General features: G+C 61.8%; 19 protein-coding genes. 4 read left to right on the top strand and 15 right to left on the bottom strand.

Going from position 1 to position 21037, the window contains the following annotated elements:
• Positions 1–338: 338 nt before the first annotated feature.
• Complete coding sequence (locus Tam10B_RS01115) at positions 339–2828, bottom strand: hypothetical protein (protein ID WP_143248490.1); 2490 nt, start codon at positions 2826–2828, stop codon at positions 339–341.
• A gap of 344 nt (positions 2829–3172) precedes the next feature.
• On the opposite strand from Tam10B_RS01115, the gene Tam10B_RS01110 reads away from it, so the two are divergent.
• The 3 genes from Tam10B_RS01110 (at position 3173) to Tam10B_RS01100 (ending at position 6448) form a co-directional block, all read left to right on the top strand.
• Positions 3173–4306: an esterase/lipase family protein gene (locus Tam10B_RS01110; RefSeq protein ID WP_093959720.1), complete on the top strand. Its 1134-nt coding sequence runs from the start codon at positions 3173–3175 to the stop codon at positions 4304–4306.
• Between the two features lie 78 nt (positions 4307–4384).
• Positions 4385–5473 (top strand): hypothetical protein, encoded by a 1089-nt coding sequence (locus Tam10B_RS13440; RefSeq protein WP_233133524.1) that lies wholly within the window; start codon positions 4385–4387, stop codon positions 5471–5473.
• A gap of 51 nt (positions 5474–5524) precedes the next feature.
• The gene (locus Tam10B_RS01100) at positions 5525–6448 is read left to right on the top strand and encodes a LysR family transcriptional regulator (protein WP_093959444.1); all 924 of its coding nucleotides are present in this window, start codon (positions 5525–5527) and stop codon (positions 6446–6448) included.
• A 357-nt stretch (positions 6449–6805) separates the two neighbouring features.
• Here the strand turns inward: Tam10B_RS01100 and Tam10B_RS13435 are convergent, their stop codons facing one another.
• From Tam10B_RS13435 to pyrB, 12 genes are all read right to left on the bottom strand, one after another.
• Positions 6806–7012 (bottom strand): hypothetical protein, encoded by a 207-nt coding sequence (locus tag Tam10B_RS13435; protein WP_233133523.1) that lies wholly within the window; start codon positions 7010–7012, stop codon positions 6806–6808.
• Between the two features lie 144 nt (positions 7013–7156).
• Positions 7157–7519, bottom strand: a complete 363-nt coding sequence (locus tag Tam10B_RS01090; protein WP_093959443.1) for a DUF2513 domain-containing protein — start codon at positions 7517–7519, stop codon at positions 7157–7159.
• Positions 7520–7521: 2 nt separating this feature from the next.
• On the bottom strand, positions 7522–7785 hold the full coding sequence (locus Tam10B_RS01085) for a hypothetical protein (protein WP_093959442.1): 264 nt from the start codon (positions 7783–7785) through the stop codon (positions 7522–7524).
• Between the two features lie 234 nt (positions 7786–8019).
• On the bottom strand, positions 8020–8946 hold the full coding sequence (locus Tam10B_RS01080; protein WP_093959441.1) for a hypothetical protein: 927 nt from the start codon (positions 8944–8946) through the stop codon (positions 8020–8022).
• A 296-nt stretch (positions 8947–9242) separates the two neighbouring features.
• Entirely contained in the window at positions 9243–9497 is a 255-nt protein-coding gene (locus Tam10B_RS01075; protein WP_093959440.1) for a hypothetical protein, read from the bottom strand.
• Between the two features lie 114 nt (positions 9498–9611).
• Positions 9612–10310 (bottom strand): orotate phosphoribosyltransferase, encoded by a 699-nt coding sequence (gene pyrE, locus Tam10B_RS01070; protein ID WP_093959439.1) that lies wholly within the window; start codon positions 10308–10310, stop codon positions 9612–9614.
• Between the two features lie 119 nt (positions 10311–10429).
• Positions 10430–11392 carry a dihydroorotate dehydrogenase gene (locus tag Tam10B_RS01065; protein ID WP_093959438.1) on the bottom strand — a complete coding sequence of 321 codons (963 nt, stop codon included), beginning with the start codon at positions 11390–11392 and terminating at the stop codon, positions 10430–10432.
• On the bottom strand, positions 11383–12240 hold the full coding sequence (locus tag Tam10B_RS01060) for a dihydroorotate dehydrogenase electron transfer subunit (protein ID WP_093959437.1): 858 nt from the start codon (positions 12238–12240) through the stop codon (positions 11383–11385). Before Tam10B_RS01060 ends, Tam10B_RS01065 begins: the two co-directional genes overlap by 10 nt.
• Positions 12237–13325 (bottom strand): orotidine-5'-phosphate decarboxylase, encoded by a 1089-nt coding sequence (gene pyrF, locus Tam10B_RS01055; protein ID WP_198947492.1) that lies wholly within the window; start codon positions 13323–13325, stop codon positions 12237–12239. The genes Tam10B_RS01060 and pyrF overlap by 4 nt, the downstream gene beginning before the upstream one ends.
• A gap of 89 nt (positions 13326–13414) precedes the next feature.
• A complete protein-coding gene (locus Tam10B_RS01050) occupies positions 13415–14836 on the bottom strand; it encodes a dihydroorotase (protein ID WP_093959436.1) in 1422 nt (473 codons plus the stop codon).
• 155 nt (positions 14837–14991) lie between these two features.
• Complete coding sequence (locus tag Tam10B_RS01045) at positions 14992–15411, bottom strand: aspartate carbamoyltransferase regulatory subunit (RefSeq protein ID WP_093959435.1); 420 nt, start codon at positions 15409–15411, stop codon at positions 14992–14994.
• Complete coding sequence (gene pyrB / locus Tam10B_RS01040; RefSeq protein ID WP_093959434.1) at positions 15411–16439, bottom strand: aspartate carbamoyltransferase; 1029 nt, start codon at positions 16437–16439, stop codon at positions 15411–15413. The genes Tam10B_RS01045 and pyrB overlap by 1 nt, the downstream gene beginning before the upstream one ends.
• Before the next feature lie 240 nt (positions 16440–16679).
• Here pyrB and Tam10B_RS01035 point away from each other — a divergent pair, with 240 nt between their 5' ends.
• Positions 16680–18704: a cation:proton antiporter gene (locus Tam10B_RS01035; protein ID WP_093959433.1), complete on the top strand. Its 2025-nt coding sequence runs from the start codon at positions 16680–16682 to the stop codon at positions 18702–18704.
• Between the two features lie 233 nt (positions 18705–18937).
• On the opposite strand, the gene Tam10B_RS01030 is transcribed toward Tam10B_RS01035, so the two are convergent.
• Both Tam10B_RS01030 and Tam10B_RS01025 read right to left on the bottom strand, forming a co-directional pair.
• On the bottom strand, positions 18938–20047 hold the full coding sequence (locus tag Tam10B_RS01030) for an ATP-binding protein (protein ID WP_093959432.1): 1110 nt from the start codon (positions 20045–20047) through the stop codon (positions 18938–18940).
• Between the two features lie 437 nt (positions 20048–20484).
• The coding region (locus tag Tam10B_RS01025) for a [protein-PII] uridylyltransferase family protein (protein WP_456297847.1) at positions 20485–21037 on the bottom strand (553 nt) is incomplete at its 5' end.

The following is a 21037-nucleotide window of genomic DNA, read 5'->3' as shown; positions in this document are numbered from 1 at the left end:
GATACACTGGAATCAGTAGGCAAGGCGCCGGCTCTTGTTAAACAGGTGAGTCCGATCTATCGCGGGAGGGTCAGTGTCAGATGGCTCTCCTTCACCTCCTGCACCTAGGGACTTCCCCTCCTCCCATCTCCTGAATACCCTGACACCGCCGGCAATCATGGGGATCAGCGACCGCCTCGGGACAGGGACCGATGAGGAGGTTCACGGTACACGCAACTCTGGGGATACCTAGCACCTAGGCAACACCCAATCCGATGAATGTTGATGGGATGGAATGCGACACACCGGCATGGGCTCATCCGTCATGAGCCCATACTTCCGCGTATCGCAGGACGGATCTAGGATTGCTCTCCCTGTGTCCGGAGTTCCCGCAGTCGTATGCTGGCGTCGTCGAGCAGGGACAATACGAGGTTGATAGTGTCGGATAGGGAGTCCTTTTCCGCGAAGTCGTCGGCAGAGTCGTTTTCGTACCGTGCCTGTTGGAACAGCGTGTACGTGTCCTGGAGCTTGTCCTGAAGCATCGCGGCGAGCCCATCCTGGCCGGGCTTTCCTCTGAGCGCCTCGACGACTTGGTCGGGTGTGTCGGCGAGGATCACCAGCATGTCCAGCAGGTCTTGGGTGCGCCATGGCTCCTTGTCGACGGGACCGTATTCCGCGAAACTCTGGGCGACTGATGCGGCATCATGCCGGTCCGATGCCTCGAAACCGGGGTTGATGTGTTCCAAGGTGTCCGTGAGGAGTCGCATCGCCAGCCCGTGATCGGGCCGGGTATGGCATTCCTGCAAGTCCGGTTGCGGCTCGTCCCGGAGCAGGCTGAGCGCGGTTCGAATGCCCGTGTCGGTTTCGGACTGGTGGAGGTCCATGAACCCGGCGGCGTCGATCATACGCTCGAGCTCCTGCTCCACAAGCTGTTTCAAACCTTTCGCGGCAAGGCACCGGGACAGACGGGACACCCACTCCGGAACTGTGCCACTGGCGCGGAGCACGTATTCGGCGGCGCACAGGCCGAGCTGGCCGACCGTCATCCGACGCCATTTCGCCTTCTGGCCGATGGTGAGCGCGGGAAGGAACAGGTCGGACGTGTCGAACACGGTCCCATCCAGACCATACCGGTCCCCATACATCATCCTCAGTCGCTTGTCGAGATCCACGCGCAGGGCGGCGACATGATCCGTCCGCTCGGAGCCGACGTCCGGCATAACCTCATCGTCGAGTCCTTCCCTGATCGCGGTCTCAGTTTTCCGCTGTTCGAGTCGTTCGACAAGCCTAGCTTGGATGATCTCCAGATCCTTGTCGTAGTCACCTGTCAGAGGCGTGCCGTCGACCGCGTCTACCCAGTGCAGCGCCTCTCGGAAGTCCCGCGGCCGCTCGCGCCGCAGCGTCTCCCTGTCGACCGGCGCCGTGAAGATCTGAAGGTCGTCCTCGACAATGAACGTCCGCGCCAACGGATCCGCATACGATTCCATGCCCTCGAGCGCCCTGCCAAGGATCGCGCGCCGTCTTTTATCGAGATCCCCCTGACTGGTATCCGCACGGATGATGGCGATCAGGTCACGGCACATTGTCGCGCGCCCCACATCATCGAAGCGTCGTTTGACGGTGAGGCGGAACATGGCCTTCGATCCCCTGGCCGCCGCTTTGAGCAGTTCCACGCAGTCGGCGACGATGGGATCCACATAGCCGTTCACCGACAACATCGGCACGAGCTTTTTCACTTTAAGCCGGAACATGTCCATGTCGAGGTCCAGCCTGTCGTCATAGCGTTGCCGCCAGTCACCGACGCGCGCTCGCAACGATTGCTCATATTCCGGGTGGTCGATCGCGATGGTCTCCCGAAGCCGGTCCACGCAATCCCTATCCACGTCACGGATACAGTCGCAGTAGGCGGCGGCCTCGTCGGACAGGCCGAACACGCGCAGCAGATGCTCATATGCCAGGTTCGGCAGGTCACGACACTGCTTGTCCTTCGGCGGCTTGTAGCAGCGGATGATCTCATCGACCAGCGCATTCAGCTTGGAATCCGCCTCACGCGAGCCGGACAGCATCCAACGCAGCCGATCCACGTAGCGCACGTCCTGCGGCAGACTTCCCTGCGCGATATACACCGCATACAGGCGGGACAGCCGGTCCACGTCCCCCAACAGCTCGTACATGCTCTCCAGCAACGTGAGCCAGCCATGCGGCAGCACCCCGTCAAGATCGGGACTCTCATAGCGCGGCCAAGACGTACTGTCCATGTCGATCAGATCGGTGACCGATGGCAGACAATTGCCCAGCAGGCCGCTGAACCGCCCATTGGACAGCCACCGCTCCCACAACCAGTCGACCCCACCGTTCCAGGAACGCCGCTTCAACCCCAGCAGCAACTCCAAACCATCGGCCACGGCCCCCGCCTCATTGTACGGCGGCCACGAGTACAGGCGGTCAGACACATACCGTTCCACCATCGGCGTGACCTCACGCGGCACGATCACTTTCCCATGGGAACGATACCGATGCCGGTAGAACAACAGGAAACACAGCGCCTGCGCATGCACGCACCTCGGCACTTTGTCTCCCGTACAGGAGCACGCCATGCCCGTGATCATCCCGTCCGCTACGCGCACGGCCACCCGCTCCAACACCCTCATGCCATGACCCGGATCGACCACATCCGCGCGCCAGACGCCATCCGTCTCCGTCGCATGACGCAACCCGCCACGCTCATACAGATCACGGCTCCGGCGGAGCAGATCACGCTCTCGGTCCCAGTCCTCATCCCGGAACAACAGACTGAACTCCATCACCGACACCGGCTCAACATCGAACACCGTCATACCCAACAGCATAGCCCTCATGCAGGAAGCGCAACCTCGGCAGAAGAGAGGCTGTTCTGGAAAGTGTGCAACTGGTCTTGATCACCGGTTGTGAGGCCGCGGAATCGCAAGACATCGGAAGCACTCCCGACGAGAGGGCCACCCTGAGATGCCCGTACCTGACAGTCCAGCCGCTGGACTCGACCGGCAAGAGCCAATAACCAAACCATCAGTTACACACTGAACGAGACAGTCCCTCATTGCCCTTGCGCAACGGTAGGATGAAGATGTCGATGAGGTAAGGGGGACGTGTGGGATCCTCGAAGACACAAGTTCGAATTCCGGCGAGATTGCATATCTGCCGGTTCGGCGTGACGATGCTCCGAATCTTCTGGTGGACAACGCTTATCGCAACGCTCGCGCTGGTCGTTGCGGCGTTCGTGATGCTGCCGCATGACTGGCCGGCATGGCTCGGCTCGTTAGCGGCCGTGGTGGCGATCGAATCGGTTATCTTCTGGATCGGTATCGTCACGGTGTACCTGACGAGCGTGCAGCTGGGATTGAGGATCCGTGTCATCGGTGTCGTCTGCGGGTGGATCCCGATCGCGAACCTCATTGCCCTGCGGCTGATCATCCGCACCGTACGCGAGGAGGTCCGGTTCGAGACGGCCAAGGAACAACTCAACCAGTCCCGTGCCGCCGAACGGGTATGTGCCACCCGGTATCCGATCCTACTGGTGCACGGCGTGTTCTTCCGCGACACCAACATCCTCAACTACTGGGGTCGAGTGCCCGCCGAATTGGAGCGCAACGGCGCAACCGTGTACTACGGGAATCATCAGTCCGCCGCGTCGGTCGCCGACAGCGCGAGGGAACTTGCCGAACGTATTCGTCAAATCGTTGAACAGACCGGTTGCGGCAAGGTCAATGTCATCGCGCATTCCAAGGGCGGGCTCGACATGCGCTGGGCGATCGCGCGAGAGAACGTCGGCAAGTATGTGGCCTCGCTGACCACGATCAACACGCCGCATCGCGGCTGCGGGTTCGCCGACTATCTGCTGGGATCCATTCCCAAGGGCGTGCAGCATCGTGTGGAGGCCTCGTACAATGCGGCCGCATCCAGGCTCGGAGACTCCAACCCGGATTTCATGGCCGCCGTGCACGATCTGACCCAAGCCGGCTGCGAGCGCATCAACCGGATCATCGGACTGGATTCGTTCCCCGGCATCGTGTGTCAGAGCGTGGGCTCACGACTGTTGCATGCCACCACCGGCAAGTTTCCGTTGAACTTCACCTACCCGTTGGTCAAATGGTTTGACGGTCCCAATGACGGTCTGGTCTCCCGTCCGTCGTTCCCGTGGGGCGACCGGTTCGTCTGGATGGAGCCGTCCGGGGATCGCGGGATCTCCCATGCCGATATGATCGATCTGAATCGTGAGAACATCGCCGGCTTCGATGTGCGCGAATTCTATGTGGGACTCGTCGCCGATCTGAAGCGGCGGGGACTGTAGCAGGCGGTATTGTGGAAGCGGATATGGAAGGCCGGAGCGTCCGTTTGCGTTGAAACCACCGGTCGGAAAGGACGGCTGATGGCCCGCCTGTCGAGATCCCGGATCGTGGGATTGTGCATACTGCTTGTAGCGGTGATCGTGCTGTGTGGCGGCATCGCGTGGAAGGCGACGCGCCCCAAGCCCGTGCAGACCGTGTCCGTGACCGGCTATCTCGGCGGCGAGAAGACAGGCCTGTTCGATGACGCCGATTTCCAGACGCTGGCGAGGAACGCCGGCCTGGAGGTGTCGTATCGCAAGGCCGGCAGTCTGGACATGATGGACGCCGACCGTTCCGGCATGGATTACCTGTTTCCGTCCAGTCGCACGGCCGTCGAGTATGGCAAGAGCCGGGGCGTGGACGTGAGCCGTCAGGATATCGTGTTCAACAGTCCGATCGTCGTCTACACGCATCGTCAGGTGGCGGATGCGCTCTGCTCCACTGGTCTCATGTCGAAGGATGATTCTGGCGTGTACCGGTTGGACATGAATCGTGTGGTGGACGCCATGCAGAACAACCGTTCATGGACCGATGTGGGTTGGCCGGACGGGTATGGCGTGTTCCATATCGAGTCCACCGATCCGGTGAAGTCCAATTCGGGCAACGAGTATGCGGCGCTGCTGGCCACGGTGATGAACGGCGGTACGCCCGCCACGGTGGACAGTGTCAACCGTGATCTGCCGGTGCTGCAGGACGTCTTCCGCAAGTCGGGGTGGATGGAAACCAGCAGCGAGGACAGTTTCAGTCAGTTCCTCACGCTTGGTGTGGGTTCCAAGCCGATGATGGTCGGCTATGAGAGTCAGATCCTCGATCTGGCGGCCACCCAGCCGGACATGTACGCGCAGGTGAAGGACGATCTGGTCATCGCCTATCCCACGCCGACGGTGTGGAGCACACACGTGTTCATTGCACTCGACGATAAGGGCAGCAAACTGCTTGATCTCATGCGGTCGAACGATGTGCGGAAACTCGCGTGGGAGAAGCACGGATTCCGTTCGGCGAACTATTCCGGCACGGACGGCATCAGCCGCTTCCATGTGCCCGGCACGGTCGATCAGGTGCAGCAGGTGGTGGAGCTGCCCGCCAACGACGCCATGCAGACGTTGATCGACGGGTTGAAGCAGCAGTGACCCTGATATAACCGCAATCGATGACAATACCTCTGGGTATCATAAAATTTTATGACACTGCTTCAGCTTAAGTACATCGTCAAGATCGTCGAATGCGGTTCGATGAACGAGGCATCCCACGAACTCTATATCTCCCAGCCGGCGCTGTCGTCCGCCGTCAAGGAGCTGGAGAAGGAGATGGGTATCGAGATCTTCACCCGCTCCTCGCAGGGCATCGCCCTGACCGTGGACGGCGCCGAATTCCTCACCTACGCGCGTCAGGTGCTCGACCAGACCGCGCTGCTCGAGGAGCGCTACAAGAACGCCAAGCCGCGCAAGCAGCTGTGCCAGGTGTCCACGCAGCATTACATGTTCGCCGTCGAGGCGTTCGTGGAGCTCATCAACTCCATCAAGTCCGACGAATACGAGTTCACCATCCGTGAGACCCGCACCAAGGACATCATCAACCAGGTGGCCAACATGCAGTCCGAGGTCGGTATCCTCTACCTGTCCGACTTCAACAAGGACGTGATCGGCAAGCTGCTGCGCGAGAAGCATCTGGAGTTCCATCCGATCTTCCGTGCGGGACTGCACGTGTTCCTCTCCCGGTCCAACCCGCTCGCCACGCGCAAAAGCCTGACCATGGAGGACCTCAAGCCCTATCCGTGGATCCAGTACGAGCAGGGCGAGGAGGGCAGCTTCTACTTCGCCGAGGAGGCCGTCTGGCCCGAGTACTCCCCCAAGCAGATCAACGTGACCGACCGTGCCACGATCCTCAACTTCATCGTGGGTCTCAACGGCTACACGGTCTGCTCCGGCATCGACAACGAAGATCTCAACTCCGAGAAGATCGTGACCGTGCCGCTCGAATCCGACGAGAAGATGCTGGTCGGCTGGATCACCAACGAGCGCACCAAGCTCTCGCAGGCCGCCGAGATCTACCTCGAAAAGCTCAAGTCCGTGATCGCCAACCACGGATACACGCTGATCGACTAATCGCCCGTATTTGATCTTTGATCAGACGATCGTGTGAAACCGCATGACGGTTTGTACGATCGAAATACAAATTCGATATGAATCACGTATGCGAATGTCTGGGGATTCTCTCATCACAGGGATCCCTAGACATTCGCATATCATTCGACCGCATTATTGACAACTTTAGCGGCGGTGCAGATGCGTTTCGTGGAACGTAGGTTTTCCGGCAGCACCGTGCCGTTGGTGGGCGCCAGGATCCTGATCCTTGGAAGTTTGAACTCCGCGTAGTCGCTAAATGGCCTCGAGACTGTCGCCCACGATCAGCACGGCGGGCAGTCCGGTCTCCTCGGTCACCTGAGAGCGCTATGCGTTGGACTACTTCTTAGCCTTGAACACGTCGAGCTTCTTCTGGAGTTTCACGGTCTTGGCTGCAGCCTTCTCCGCGTCGCTCATCTGCGACTGCTTGAGCCGTTCCAGCTCGTCGGCCGCGCTCTTGTTGGCCTTCGCACGCTTCTCCCACTCACGAGAGTGGGCCAGCGTCTCCTCGTACTGCGCCTTCCAATCGACCTCCGGGACCTGCACTTCGCCATTCGACTCGACCGCAGACTGCTAGGATTCGGTGGATTCCTCGGCCATACTTCCTCCTTGGAAAATGGATTGGGTCCCGTTCCGGGTATAAAAAACCACCCATGCGGGTGGTTACAGACAAGAAAAACGGTTATATGGCTATAGCCCCAGAGCCTGGGATGCGAATCTAGTCGCCACGGTCTTGACCAATTCGAATGCCACGCTACCGACCGTCGTGGCTATCTTCTGTTTGGTTTTCGACCATATCGTGTCGGAGCGGACCGCGTCTAAAAAATCGTTGCCCTCCCAGGTCAGCGATAGGATATCAGCCCGGACAATGCCCCCGTCAAAAGTGCGGATGATGTTTGCCTCGATCAGTCCTGCAGACTGCATGATCTGCACGTGATAGGCGACCAGATCGAACGAATGGGTGTCATCAACGAATACACGAGCACCCACAGGCTCTGGTGAATCCGCACACGTCTTCAGAATCGTGCGCACCAAGTCAAGGTCACGGCGCATGATCACTCCCCATCAGGTAGAGGCAGATCCCTTTCGGTGATGCTGTCCATGAGTTCAAATGCTTCAGAGAACGGAATGGCGACAATTTGCACATGTCCATCCTCGAATACAGCCAAAGGGTGAGGGCCGCCGGGGATGGTAATCCCGTCCTCTCCACGTGACTGTCGATACCCGAATACCCAGCCATTGGGGATCCTACTGGCCGACGCAACTGGCGATGACTCTTTCGACTGGGCGATCTGGTAGGCATCCTCATATGAAATCATGGGTCATACCTCCTTTGCTTGATCCCGTTCTTCGACGATATCATCAATGAACCGCTCATCTATTCAGTTCTAGCCACACGGAACCGGGTCCCGGGGCGTCGATGATTGAAATAGCTATCGCATCCAATCCAACCGATCTGAGGATCAGAATAACTGATTCCGGTTCGGGTTTTCTCGAATAAGGCAACGCTGCCCGCACACCGTCATACCGTGCGGGCAGACCGGAAAACCATGTCAGAACAACGTCAGCTGCTCGCCGATGCTCCGATGCTCATGAACCCTGACGATGGAAACGTACCGCGTCATAAGTCGATTATTCTCATCCAACGACTTCTCCACGCGCATATCAACACGATAAATATCATTGGCGCGCATGGCTTCATCGCCATCAAGCACACGCTTCTTGAACTGCTCGTCCTCAATCGTCACGAACTGCGTCTTGATACCGTCGGTGATACGCCATTTGCCGTTCTCACGGAAGGACACATCCAACGCCTGAATAACGATCTCCACCGTGTCCTCGCTGCTCTCCCTAGCAGCAGGATCATAATGGGAAATGGCATCGGCCTCCTCCGTCCTAACCGTCTCATCGCGAGTGCCAGACTGGAACTGCACGAGATCGATGCCATCCTCCAACGTCGGAGCAAAGACCCCCTTGACGGCCTTCACGAGCTCCGGATTCCTCAAAGCATCCACGGATGCCTTCAACTCACGCATTCTCGATCCATCAGGGAAGGTGATGTCCACAAGATCAAGCCCGTTCTCATCCTGTCCGGCATCCTCCGTCTTCGCCGGCTTGACATGTAGCGCAAACCGCTTGATAAGCCTCACGGCACCGAAGTATATGGCCATCAGACCGGACGCATTGAGCACCGCGGTCACATCATCCCCCGTGAGCAGCCCCTCCGCCTCGTTGACGAAGTGGAGCAGCAGATCAATGGTGAACGACCCTTCACGGGTCGCCTGTGCGTTGAGTCGCACGCGAGCTTCCGGCGCCACACCCTTCTGCATGATGTCGAACGCCTTCGCAAGCGACAGCAGCGCCGGCGCAAGCTGCTTCACGTCCATCTCATGGGTTCGCAGCGCCTCACCGTCATAGCGCACATACAGGGTGTCCACGGCAGTATCGGGCTTACGCTGTGCAAGATCGGTTGATTTCATACCGTCCACGATATCCGTAGATCAGTCAGAAACATGCGGGCCAAGCCAAAATCCACAAAACATACGAGACAGAACAAAGGAAGGAAACCCGACCACACATCCACGAAAAACACGGATTCACCCGAAAAAAGATATCTAGGAATGTCTCACCCAACACACCGTCTTCGGCATCCGTCGCAACACACACCGAAGAAAAACATGCCCAAAACGTGCCCAAAACACAAAAACCGGGCGTCCGCCACACGGCGGACACCCGGCAGAAACCCTTACGGGAGAACGTCTCAACGCCATCACGCCTAGCGGCGACGCAGGTGCGTTTCGCGGAATGCGTCCTTCACTGCGATCTTGGTGATCGCGTATTGCAGCCACACGCCTACGGCGATGCTGGCCACGGTGATCGCGCCGGTGATCAGCGCGGGGACGATCATTTCCTTGTTCGCCTTGAACGGGCAACGGCAGGCGCGCGGCTCGTCATCGTCGAAAAGCTCGGCGTCGTACACGTCATCGTCGTACGTCTCATCGGGGTCCTGGATGGTGGTGTCGTCAATCATGTATCCTCCTTTGCATAGCGTGATCTGCAGTTTTCAGTCTACTGCGATCACGCCATGCCGGAGGTGATCGAAACGCGACGCGTCCGATCTCGGGCGTGCTCAGACGAGGCGCGCTCAGGCGCCGTACTGGTCGAGGTAGGCGTCGGCGGCGGCCTTGATCTCGTCGGTCACGTACGGTTCGCCGCTGGCGGTGGCGATGTGGCGTCCGGCCTCGAAGATCTCACGCACGTTGGCGATGGCGAACACGGGGAATCCGAATTCGGCCTCGACCGCCTTGACTGCGGAGGTGTCGGAGTCCTTGGTCTTCTCCATACGGTCCACGGACAGCACCAGACCCACCACTTCGACGTCGGCCTCGGCCTTGAGCTTGGGGATGACCTCGCGCACGGCGGTGCCGGCGGTCATCACGTCGTCCACAAGCAGCACCTTCATGCCGTCGGTCAGCTGGGTGCCGACCATCATGCCTCCGTCGCCGTGGTCCTTCTTCTCCTTGCGGTCGAAGGTGTAGCCGATCTCCATGCCGTGGGCGCTGGTCAGCGCGATCGCGGTGGACACGCCCAGCGGGATGCCCTTGTAGGCGGGGCCGAACACGGTGTCGATGTCGGCGGGCAGGTTGCCGGCCTTGATCTCTTCGGCGATCTTCTCGGCGTAGAACGCGCCGAGCGTGGCGATCTTACGGCCGTCGTTGAACGCGCCGGCGTTGATGAAGTACGGGGACTTGCGGCCGGACTTGAGGGTGAACTCGCCGAATTTCAGGGCCTGCGAGTCGAGCAGGAACTCGGTGAAGCGATGGTCGAGGGATACGTTGGTCATGATGCTCCTTATTGTGGTGGCCTTGTGTGATGCGTGTGATGCCTTGGGTGTGTCCGGGACCGCCCGTCGGCGTCGGAATAGTCCGAATAATCTGAGAGACGGTCCCGGGAAGTGAGCGCTCAGCGCCAGGTCTTGCCGGCGGCGAGCTTGGCGGCGAGTTCGGGACGCTCGTCGAGCAGCGCGTCGAGCTCGCGTGCCACGCGCAGCGGCGCGATCGGGTCGAACAGCGCGGCCGCGCCCACCTCCACGGCGTTGGCGCCGGCGTACAGGTATTCGAGCGCCTTCTCGCCGGAGTCGATGCCGCCGAGGCCGATGATCGGGATGTCAGGCAGCGCGGTGCGCACCTGCCAGACGCGGGCCAGACCGATCGGCAGCACGGCCGGACCGGACACGCCGCCGGTCACGTGGTCGATGATCGGCTTGCCGGTGCGGGTGTTGATGCGCATGCCCACGATGGTGTTGATCAGGCTCAGCGCGTCGGCGCCCGCCTCGACGGCGGCGCGGGCCGGCACAGTGATGTCGGTGACGTTCGGCGTGAGCTTGACGATCATGGGCTTGTCGGTGAGCTTGCGCAGACGGGTGATGAGCTTGCTCAGCGCAACGGGGTCGGTGCCCACGCTCATGCCGCCGTGGCTCACGTTCGGGCAGCTCACGTTGATCTCGAGCATGTCGGCCGGGGAGTCGGCGAGCTTGGCCACCACCTCCGCGTAGTCGTCGTCGCAGCGACCGGCCACATTGGAGATGACGTTCGCGCCGATCTTCTTGAGCTTGGGCAGGTCGTCGACGAGGTAATGGTCCACGCCGGGGTTCTGCAGGCCCACGGCGTTGACGTTGCTGGCCGGACCCTCGGCGGTGCGTACGCCGGGATTGCCCTCCCACGGCACCGGGGAGACGCCCTTGGTGCACACGGCGCCGAGCTGGCTGACGTCGTAGAACCAGCGGACGGCGGCGAACTGGAACGTTCCGGAGGCGGTGCCCACCGGGTTCTTCCACGGCACGCCGGCCACCACGGTGGGGTGCTTCCACTCGTACGGCTCGTACAGGTCGATCGGGGTCGTATCGCTCATCGTCATCACTCCCATCCCAGCTGTTCGCGGGTGAATACCGGTCCGTCGGCGCATACCTTGAGACGGCCGTCCACGGTGTCGGTGGTGCACAGCACGCAGGTGCCGTAGCCGCATCCCATGCGCTGCTCGAGGCTGAACTGGCAGGGGATGTCGCGCTTGGCGGCCCACGTGGCGATGGCCTTCATCATCGGCATCGGACCGCAGGAGAGGATGACTGGCGGCAGGTCGGACGCCTTCAGCTCGTCCTCGATGCGGTCGAGCACGGTGATCACATTGCCCTCGGACTCGTCGATGCTGTGCACGGTGTCCGCATAACGGGCCACGATGTCGTCGGCGAAGTGGTTCTTCCGGTAGCCGAACACGGCGGTGGAACGGGAGCCTTCAAGCCCGGCGATGTGCTGGGCGGCGGCGATCACGGGCGGCACGCCGAGGCCGCCGGCCACGAGCACGTAGTTGGCGTCCTCCTTGGTCCTGAACGGGCGGCCGAGCGGGCCGAGCACGTCGATCACGTCGCCGGCGCGCATGGCGGCGAACTGGCGGGTGCCCTCCCCCACCACGGCGAAGATGAAGCTCACCTCGTCGCCGTTGATCTCGCCGATGCCGAACGGACGCGGCATAAGACGCATGGGGTCGTGGGTGAAGAAGTCCACGAACTGTGCGGGACGACCATGCTGCGCGATGTACGGATCGCGGATGGTCATGCACATCACGTTCGTGTCGAGTTCACGCATGCCGGTGATCTCCACCGTGTGGCGCGGCGGGAACCAGCCGTGGCTGACGGCCGAGGCGACCAGGGCCTCGCTGTGCTCCAGCTTCGCCCGGTCGGCGGCGGAGACGGTGGGGATGAACGCGTCCGTGGTCATCGGCGGGCCTCCTTCAGGGCCGAGTTCAAGTCCTCGCGCATGGCGAGCGCGGCCGTGCGGGCGCTCTGCGCCACGATGGCGAGCGCGTCGTCGATGTTGAGGTCCTCGTTGTAGTCGGGGTTCTTCTTCCATGCACCGATGATGCCGCGGGAGGAGTTGACGATGGCGCCGGATCCGTTGGCGTCGAACATGCGTGCCACGTCGGCGGCGGTGCCGCCCTGGGCGCCGTAGCCGGGGACGAGGAAGAACGTATGGGGCATGCGTTCGCGCAGTCGTGCGCCTTCCTCGGGGTGGGTGGCGCCGACCACGGCGCCGGTGCGGGAGTAGCCGTGGCTGCCGATCGTGTTGGCGCCCCAGCCTTCGACTAGGTCGGCCACGTGCTCGTAGACGCGTCCGCCGTTTGCCAGTTCGAGTTCCTGGATCTCGCTGCTGGACGGGTTGGAGGTGCGTACGAGGATGAAGATGTCCTTGTCGTGGGTGGCGGCAGCGTCGACGAACGGAGTGATGCCGTCGGTGCCGAGGTACGGGTTGACGGTGACGGCATCCTCGTACCATTCGGAGCCGAACTGGAATTCGTCGCCGTTCTCCTCGGCGTCGTCGATGCCGGCGGCGTTGGCTTCGGCGTTGCGTTCCACGTTTTCGACCTCGTCGGGGTCGGCCACGTCGGAGAATTTCAGCGGGAAGCCGCTCAGGTGGTGGGCGTAGGCTTCGGCGGTGGATCCGATGTCGCCGCGCTTGATGTCGCCGAGCACGTACAGGCCGTTGTCCTGCGCGTACTTGCAGGTGCGGGCGTACATCCACAGTCCGGCTTCGCCGAGCGCCTCGTACATGGCGATCTGGGGTTTGACGGCGGGCACGATGTCCTTGACGGCGTCGATGATCGCCGTGTTGAACTTGAGGTACATGGCGGCGAAGTTGATGGACCATGCGGCTTCCGCGCCCATGGGGTTGCCCATTTCGCTTTCGCTGATGGTCGCCTCGCGGGCGTTGTCGATCAGCTGCTTGGGCAGCAGTGCCGGCTTGGGGTCGAGGCCGACCACGCTGGGATTGTCGGCGGCGCTGATGGCGTCAATGAGTCGATCCACGGTGTTCCTTGGTTCCTTTCTGTGCGTCTGTTCTGTGTACGCTTGTGGCAGTTACGTGTGTGCGGTGCTTGTCTGTGCGGCGTGGTCGTCTAGCGCGCGATACGGCTGAAGACGAGTCGGGTGCCGATGATGGTGGCGAGGGGCCGTCCGGTCACGTGCCAGCCGCCGAACGGGGTGTTGCGCGCCTTGGAGTGGAACTGTTCGGGGTCTACCGTCCAGGCTTCTCCGGTGTTGAGCACGGCCAGTCCGATGCCGGCGGCCGTGGCCGTGTCGAGTGCGCCGAGGTCGAGCGTGCGCTTGGCGCCGGGCTCTCCGTTCCCGTTCTGTTCGTCGAGCAGCGCGGTGACGTCGGTGGGCTCGTGGCCCATGAGGCGCATGGGTTCGACGCTCATGAGTTCGATCAGGCGCTTGTCGGAGATGTGACCACCGTCGACGAGCACCTTGTGGCATACGCCGTACGCGCATTCCAGGCCGATGATGCCGTTGGGGGCTTCGAGGAAGCCGAGCTTCTTCTCGTCGAGCGTGTGGGGCGCGTGGTCGGTGGCGAGCAGGTCGACGGTGCCGTCGGCGATGGCCGCGATGGTGGCCTGACGGTCCGCCTCCGAACGCAGCGGCGGGTTCATCTTGGCGAGCGTGCCGTATTCGAGCAGCGCCTCGTCGCACAGGGCCAGGTAGTGCGGTGCGGTCTCGCAGGTGATCGGCAGGCCTTCGGCCTTGGCCTTGCGGATCGCGTCGAACGAGATGGCGGTGCTCACGTGCTGGAAGTGGATGTGCACGCCGGTTTCGCGCGCCTTGGCGATGTCGCGTTCGACGACCTTGAGTTCGGTGTCCTCCGGGATGCCGGGCACGCCGAGCTTGCGGGAGACGGGGCCTTCGTTCACCGCGCCGGTGTCGTGGTGTTCGCAGTGTTCGATCAGGTAGAGGCCGGATTCGCGGGTCATGGCGAGCACGTCGTCGAGGATCTGCGGGGTCACGGCCGAGCCGTCGTCGCTGATCGCGGTGACCGGGTGGGCCAGCTGATAGCGGTCCTTGGACTCGTCGTCCTGGCCGGGCATGTAGCGGCGCCAGTGGTCGAGCTCGGTGGCCTCGTGGCCGACGCGGCCCTTCGACGCGCACACGCACAGGTCGTAGCGCACCGGCAGGTCGACCTTGTGGATGGACTCGTAGTGCTGCAGGTAGTCGATGACGTTGTCGCATCCCGCGTCGAGCACTTCGCGGGCGCCGGGCGCCTCGGGGTCGGCAAGGGTCTCGCCGTCCATGGCGGGCACGGTGTTCGGCATGATGAGCACGTCGGTGTAGCCGCCGGAGGCCGCCGCCTCGCATCCGGAGACCATGGACTCCTTGTAGGTCTGGCCCGGATCGCGGAAGTGGACGTGCGGATCGGCGAATCCGGGGGCGAGCGTGAGCCCCGTGGCGTCATAGTCGCCGTCGGGCATCGCCGTGCCCTCGGGAATCGTCAGGTCGATGGTCTCGCCGGTGTCCCACACCGTGATGTCGCGCAGGGTGATCATACGTCGTCCCTTTCCTTGGTGGTCGTCAGTCGAACAGTAGTCGGTCGAACAATAGTCGGTCGTCTTCGGTGATCGTCCTCATGATCGGAACGACTCCGTCGCGCCTGCCACCCCGCTCGGGGTTCGGTATGGCGCGACGGAGTCGAACGGTCTTCTCAGAGCTTGGCTTCCTCGTCGCAGTAGTCGCAGCGGTATTCCACGCGCTCCGAATTGGACAGATGGAAGCGCTGCTTGATGCCGCGCTCGATGGTGGTGACGCAGCGCGGGTTCACGCAGGTGATCACGTTGGTCACGTGTTCGGGCAGCGTCGGGGAAAGCTTCTCCACGATGCGTCCGCCATGCACCACGTCCACGGTGGCCTGACGTGCCACGAGGCCGAGCACGTCGAGATCGATGTCCACGTCGCCCTCGATCTTGATGATGTCCTTCGACTCGTACTGGTGGCTCGTGGCGTTCATGATCAGCGCCAGACGGGTGGTCGCCGGATCGATGTTGAGATAGTTGAGCACCTTGAGCGCCGTGCCGGCCGGTACGTGGTCGATGATGATGCCTTCGCTAATGCTGGTCACCTCCATCAGGCGGCCACCTCCTTCGTGTTGACTGCGTCGATTCCGTCGGGGTCGAAGCCGGGCAGTTCGTCGCCCAGCACCGAGCACTCCAGGGCCATGCGCATGAGCATGCCGTTCTTCACCTGTTCGAAGTATGCGGCGCGCGGATCGTTGTCCACGTCCACGGAGATCTCGTTGACGCGCGGCAGCGGGTGCAGCACGGCCATGTCCTTCTTGGCAAGACGCATCTTGTCCTCGTCGAGGATGTAGGTGTCGCGCAGACGCAGGTAGTCGTCCTCGTTGAAGAAGCGCTCCTGCTGCACGCGGGTCATGTACAGCACGTCGAGGTCGCCGATCACGGAGACCAGGTCCTTGACCTCCACGTACGTGCAGTTGTCGGTCGCGTTGATGCGGTCGATCACGTACTGCGGGGTCTTCAGCTCGTCGGGGCTGATGAGCACGAAGTTGACGTTGCCGAAGCGGCACAGCGTCTCGATGAGCGAGTGGACGGTACGACCGAAGGTCAGATCGCCGCACAGGCCGACGGTGAGGTTGTTGATGCGGCCGAAGCGCGACTGCAGGGTGCACAGGTCGGCCAGCGTCTGCGTGGGGTGCATGTGGCCGCCGTCGCCCGCGTTGATCACGGGGATGTTCACGGCGTGGGACGCGACCAGGGCGGCGCCCTCCTTCGGGTGTCGGATGGCCATCACGTCGACGAAGTTCTCGACCGTCTTGAGCGTGTCGGCGATGGACTCGCCCTTGCTCACGGAGGCGAGCTGCGCGCCGGCGAAGCCGATCACCTGACCGCCCAGACGCAGCATGGCCGTCTCAAAGCTCAGACGGGTGCGGGTGCTCGGCTCGTAGAACAATGTGGCGATGATGCGTCCGTCGCAGGTGTGGGACACGAGCTTGCGATTGGCATCGATGTACTGCGCCTTGCGCAGCAGCAGTTCGATCTGCTCGGTGGTCAGATCATCGAGCGTAACCACGCTTTTGCCGATGAAATCCTTGCTCGGAGATGAATTGGAGCTGGCTTGAGCAGCTGATAATGACATGCGCACGCCTTTCTGAAAACGTAGAATCAAGGCGGCCACAACATCGTCGCGACCTAATCAAGTCTAAGCTGTAACGGGGACGATTGGCGCGAAAACCGGACACGCGTTGTTCAGCTTGGGTTTACGCGGCGTTTCCCGTAAGCCAATGACGAATTCATCCGACGTTTGAAACATCAGGCTGTTAGAGTCGAAACGTATAAGGTTTTACTCTACGAAGAGACAAGAGGGATTCTTTTCGCCATGGCTGTGCTCACGTTGGTACTGGAGATTCTGATCGCCGTTCTGATTTCCTCGGCTCTCAGCCATTTCATACCACGCGTATCCACGCCTCTGGTTCAGATCGCGCTGGGTGTCTGCTGGTATTTCACGCCGTTCCTGCCGAATCTGGAACTGGATTCGGAACTGTTCATGGTGCTGTTCATCGCGCCGCTGCTGTTTCTGGAGTCCCGCAACGTGCCCAGACGTGAGGTGGCGAAGAACCTCGGCCCGTCATTGTCATTGGCGATCGGCCTGGTGCTGCTGTCGCTGGCCGTGACCGGCGTGACCCTGCACGTGCTATGGCCCGCCGTGCCGCTGGCCGCCGCCCTGGCGCTCGGCGCCGCGCTGGGACCGACCGACGCCGTGGCCGTGGCGTCGCTGGGCAAGGAGGCCAAGCTCACCGACCGCCAGCTCAACGTGCTGAGAGGCGAGAGCCTGTTCAATGACGCGGCCAGCATCGTCGGCTTCCAGTTCGCCTGCGCCGCCGCGCTCACCGGCACGTTCTCGATGTCCGAGTTCGCCAGCGGCATCACCGCCAGTTTCTTCGGCGGCGTGACCGTGGGCGTGATCATCGGATTCCTGTTCAACCAGCTGGTGCTACTGCTGCGCCGGTACCGCATGGAGACGATGACGCTGCGCATCGGCATCGAGATCCTCATCCCGTTCACCGCGTACGCCGCCGCCGAGCATCTGCACGTCTCCGGCGTGCTGTCCGTGGTGGCGGCCGGACTGATCATCACGTTCCAGCGCTACGGCTTCGGCAGCGACATCGCCCGCACGAATCTGGTGTCCAACTCGGTGTGGCAGTTCGTGGAGTTCACGCTCAACGGCTCCGTGTTCGTGCTGCTCGGCATCGAACTGCCCATCGCCATGCGTTCCAGCTGGGAGAACGCGGCCGTGAGCAGCCGCATGCTGGTGACCGCCGTGGTGGTGCTCACCGTGGTGTCGCTGGTGCTGCGATTCGCGTGGATGGCAGGCATGCTGCGCGTGACCAAGGACGCGACCACCGGCAAGCGCCGCAAGATGACCAAGGACCGTTGGCACAGCGCCGCGGTGATGACGTTCGGCGGTCCGAAGGGCACCATCTCGCTCGCCCTGGCGTTCACGCTCCCCTACGGCATCGACGAGGCCACGCACATCCCGCTGCGCAGCGCCCTGCTGTTCATCATCTCCGGCTACATCGTCGTCTCGCTGGTACTGGCCAACGTCGTGCTGCCGCTGCTCGCCCCCAAAGACGACGACGCGCAAGGCGAGGAGTACGCACGCGTGAACGTGGAGATGCTGCGCCGCACGCTCACCAAGATCGCCGAGCTCGACACCCCCGACACGCACGCCGAGGTCCGCGCCGTGATGCACTCGTACGGCGAACGCATCGACCGCGTGAAGCTGGCCGTGCCGCAAGAGACGGTCAAGCGCGAGCAGAAGGTGCGTATGACCACGCTGGAGTGGGAGCGCGTGTGGCTGAACAATCTGATCGAGGAGCATCCCGAGAAGGAGGAGGCGGCCGAGGAGCTGCTGAGCCGTCTGAACACGTCGCTGAATCATATGGCCGGCCCGGATGGTCATCATATTCAGATCCGTCAGGCCAAGCCGCGCCGTCAGCTCGCGATCCTCATGCGTCGCGCATGGGCGGCCATCGCACGCGTGGCGCCCGGTCTGAGCTCCAGCAAGGTGGACATGATGCGCGCCATTCAGATCGAACTGTTCAAGGCGACGATCGCGCACCTGCAGAAGGAGGTGCTCACCGACGTGGAGAACGCGGAGATCATCGCCCGTCTGATCGGCGAGTACCGTGCCGCGCTGAGCAGTCTGCACACCAAGACGTCGTCGCTGGTGAGCCTGCAGACGCTGCCGTCTCGTCAGGGCGTGGCCGACATTCGTACGCAGACGTTCCGTCTGGAGCTGGAGACGATCCGCGAGATGCTTGACGAAGACGAGATCACCCGCGCCCAGGCGAAGATGATGCGCCAGAACGTCTACCTCATGCAGGCCGACGCCGTGCTGTAAGCCCCCTCCCTTGGTTTGGTTCTCCCTCCAAGGGAGGGAGATGTCCCTGGCGATCGCCAGGGACAGAGGGAGGGCTCCAACACCGAAAAAGCCTCCTATCCCCTACTCCACCCGAGAATAGCTCACCGTAAAGTTCTTCACCGGCCGCAACACCGGCATGCGCAGCAGCGGGCTGAACCAATCAGCGTCGTAACGTGAGAGTTTCAGTACATCCCGAATCATCGTCGTGGCAATCACGCCGCGGTGCGACGCAGATATTCGCGAAGGAACGGCACGGCGAAATCAACCTCGCCACGTTCGGTCTCACGGATCACGTAGGCGTCAAGAAGGCGCTTGCGGTAGGTGGCGGCATAGTTCGCGCTTTTGCCCATGCGTTCGGCAACCTCCGCGGTGGCGACGGGACCATCGGATTGGGCCATCGCCTCCAGATACTCCCTGTCCCGCCTGGACAGTCCGTGCAGCTCCGGAATGCAGACGGCGTTGTCAAGGTCCTTGCGCGCCTCGGCCAGGCCATCGCTGACATCCCGGTCGGAGATGACGTCGGAATCACGCAGGTCTGCAGCATCCCAGATGTGGTATCCAACCAACTGGATCATGTACGGGTATCCTTCGGTCGCCCGAGCTGCGGTCTGAAGCTGTTCTCCGGTAATGGCCATGCCTGACGCCTCGAATGTCGTCTCGAACGCCGCCCGCACCTCGTCGACCGGAATGTCGGTGAGTACGTTCGTCTTCGCCCGGCGCAGGAACGCGATCACCTCGTCGTTGAACAGGTCGGAGACCATCTGCGGCAGTCCGGCAAACACGATGGCGATGTTGCGACGTTCACGAATCTGGTGCTGTATCGCCGTGGCTATGGCAATCATGTCGGAACGGTCCGCGGCCTGCGTCTCATCGATCGAAATGAGCAGACCGGCATGATGCTTCTCCAGCGAAACCAGTCGCTCCGCCATCGCCTTGCGCAGGGTCTCCGGCATGCGTTTCGGGGAAAGCTCGGCTTCGCCCAAACTGACTCCGACTCCGGCGAAGCTCAATGACGGGCGGATGCTGAGCCGGTCCAATGCCGTATCCCTGGCACGTAGTTCATTGACCAGACGCTCGCACAATCCTTCCGAAGCCGTCTCCTCGATGACGTCCCATTTGCGAGCGCGCGCCCTGTCTCCGAATACGGTGAGCATCACCGTCTTTCCGGTTCCTCGGGCTCCCGTGATCAGCATGATGCGTCCTGGAGCTCCCACGCTGTTGTCAAGGCCCTTTTCGAAATCGCGGATGATTCGCTTACGTCCGATGAGCAGCGGCGGCTCCCCTCCCGCCGTGGGCTTGAACGGGTTTTCCTTGGATCTCATGCCGTTCCTTTCCACATGTATCAACCTTGATTCGTCTCGATATCAAAAATATCAAAAGAATCAAAACCGCCGGAATCGCAATCCCGCCGATTCGCGAATGGCACACTACCGGGAGGCATTGTTGAATCACAACGTACGAAGCACCGTACGGAAAGGGAGACTCATGAGCGACAAGGCCATGACCGCTTGCGCAAGTGTGGGGATGATGACATCGCTGATCTGGTGGGTTCACTGGCGGAGTAGGCAGTTACGGCTCGTGGGAATCCGTCCCCTGTCTAGGAGAATCGTAATTGAACTGTAACTGGGTGTAAGCGGATCATAAAGAGGTCGAAAACACGCTCCTCATGATCCGCTTATGCCCAGATCCATCACTGTCTCCACTATCGCCGATTCAGCATGTTTGCTGATCGAACGAATCCAATCAGGATACTGCTTCCCTACTCGCCTTCCTTGCCGTAGAAGAGGCGATCGGTGACTTCGCGGCAGCGGCGCATTACGCCAAGCAGCTCGTTCTCGAAGTCTTGTCCGCGGTGGGCGGGACGCTTGAGCACGGCGGCGATGCCGCCCAGCGAATAGGCATCGTCGGGCAGTACGTCGGCACGGTTGGCACGGCCGGACCACAGGTAGTTCGCGTTGCGCGCGTTCGTGGCCATGGTCCATGCCTTGCGCAGCGTGGCGGCATCATCGGCATTGATCTTTTCGAGCCGTTCGAGTGCGTCGAGCGCCGGCAGCGTGGAGACAACCTGCAGTTCGGGGTGCTCGTGCGCGTTCTGCAACTGCAGCAGCTGCACGGTCCACTCCACGTCGGACAGGCCGCCCTTGCCGAGCTTGAGATGCCGTTCGCGGCGTACGCCTCGGGGCAGTCGTTCGGCCTCCACGCGCGCCTTGAGTCTGCGGATGTCCATGAGCTCGACGTCGGTCAGCTGGCCGGCCGGGTAACGCAATGGCGCGGCGATGATCTCGAGGAAGTCCTGAGCCAATGCCTGATCG

It is taken from the genome of Bifidobacterium vansinderenii, from assembly GCF_002234915.1.
Classification (GTDB): domain Bacteria; phylum Actinomycetota; class Actinomycetes; order Actinomycetales; family Bifidobacteriaceae; genus Galliscardovia; species Galliscardovia vansinderenii.
Note: the sequence above shows the minus strand (reverse complement) of the source record. Positions and strands in the feature narration are given on the sequence as shown.

Coding starts and splice junctions, on each gene's coding strand:
- Tam10B_RS01115 (WP_143248490.1), bottom strand. CDS start 2,828: ATGCTGTTGGGTATGACGGTGTTCGATGTTGAGCCGGTGTCGGTGATG.
- Tam10B_RS01110 (WP_093959720.1), top strand. CDS start 3,173: ATGCTCCGAATCTTCTGGTGGACAACGCTTATCGCAACGCTCGCGCTG.
- Tam10B_RS13440 (WP_233133524.1), top strand. CDS start 4,385: ATGGCCCGCCTGTCGAGATCCCGGATCGTGGGATTGTGCATACTGCTT.
- Tam10B_RS01100 (WP_093959444.1), top strand. CDS start 5,525: ATGACACTGCTTCAGCTTAAGTACATCGTCAAGATCGTCGAATGCGGT.
- Tam10B_RS01090 (WP_093959443.1), bottom strand. CDS start 7,519: ATGCGCCGTGACCTTGACTTGGTGCGCACGATTCTGAAGACGTGTGCG.
- Tam10B_RS01085 (WP_093959442.1), bottom strand. CDS start 7,785: ATGATTTCATATGAGGATGCCTACCAGATCGCCCAGTCGAAAGAGTCA.
- Tam10B_RS01080 (WP_093959441.1), bottom strand. CDS start 8,946: ATGAAATCAACCGATCTTGCACAGCGTAAGCCCGATACTGCCGTGGAC.
- Tam10B_RS01075 (WP_093959440.1), bottom strand. CDS start 9,497: ATGATTGACGACACCACCATCCAGGACCCCGATGAGACGTACGACGAT.
- pyrE (WP_093959439.1), bottom strand. CDS start 10,310: ATGACCAACGTATCCCTCGACCATCGCTTCACCGAGTTCCTGCTCGAC.
- Tam10B_RS01065 (WP_093959438.1), bottom strand. CDS start 11,392: ATGGGAGTGATGACGATGAGCGATACGACCCCGATCGACCTGTACGAG.
- Tam10B_RS01060 (WP_093959437.1), bottom strand. CDS start 12,240: ATGACCACGGACGCGTTCATCCCCACCGTCTCCGCCGCCGACCGGGCG.
- Tam10B_RS01050 (WP_093959436.1), bottom strand. CDS start 14,836: ATGATCACCCTGCGCGACATCACGGTGTGGGACACCGGCGAGACCATC.
- Tam10B_RS01045 (WP_093959435.1), bottom strand. CDS start 15,411: ATGGAGGTGACCAGCATTAGCGAAGGCATCATCATCGACCACGTACCG.
- pyrB (WP_093959434.1), bottom strand. CDS start 16,439: ATGTCATTATCAGCTGCTCAAGCCAGCTCCAATTCATCTCCGAGCAAG.
- Tam10B_RS01035 (WP_093959433.1), top strand. CDS start 16,680: ATGGCTGTGCTCACGTTGGTACTGGAGATTCTGATCGCCGTTCTGATT.
- Tam10B_RS01030 (WP_093959432.1), bottom strand. CDS start 20,047: ATGAGATCCAAGGAAAACCCGTTCAAGCCCACGGCGGGAGGGGAGCCG.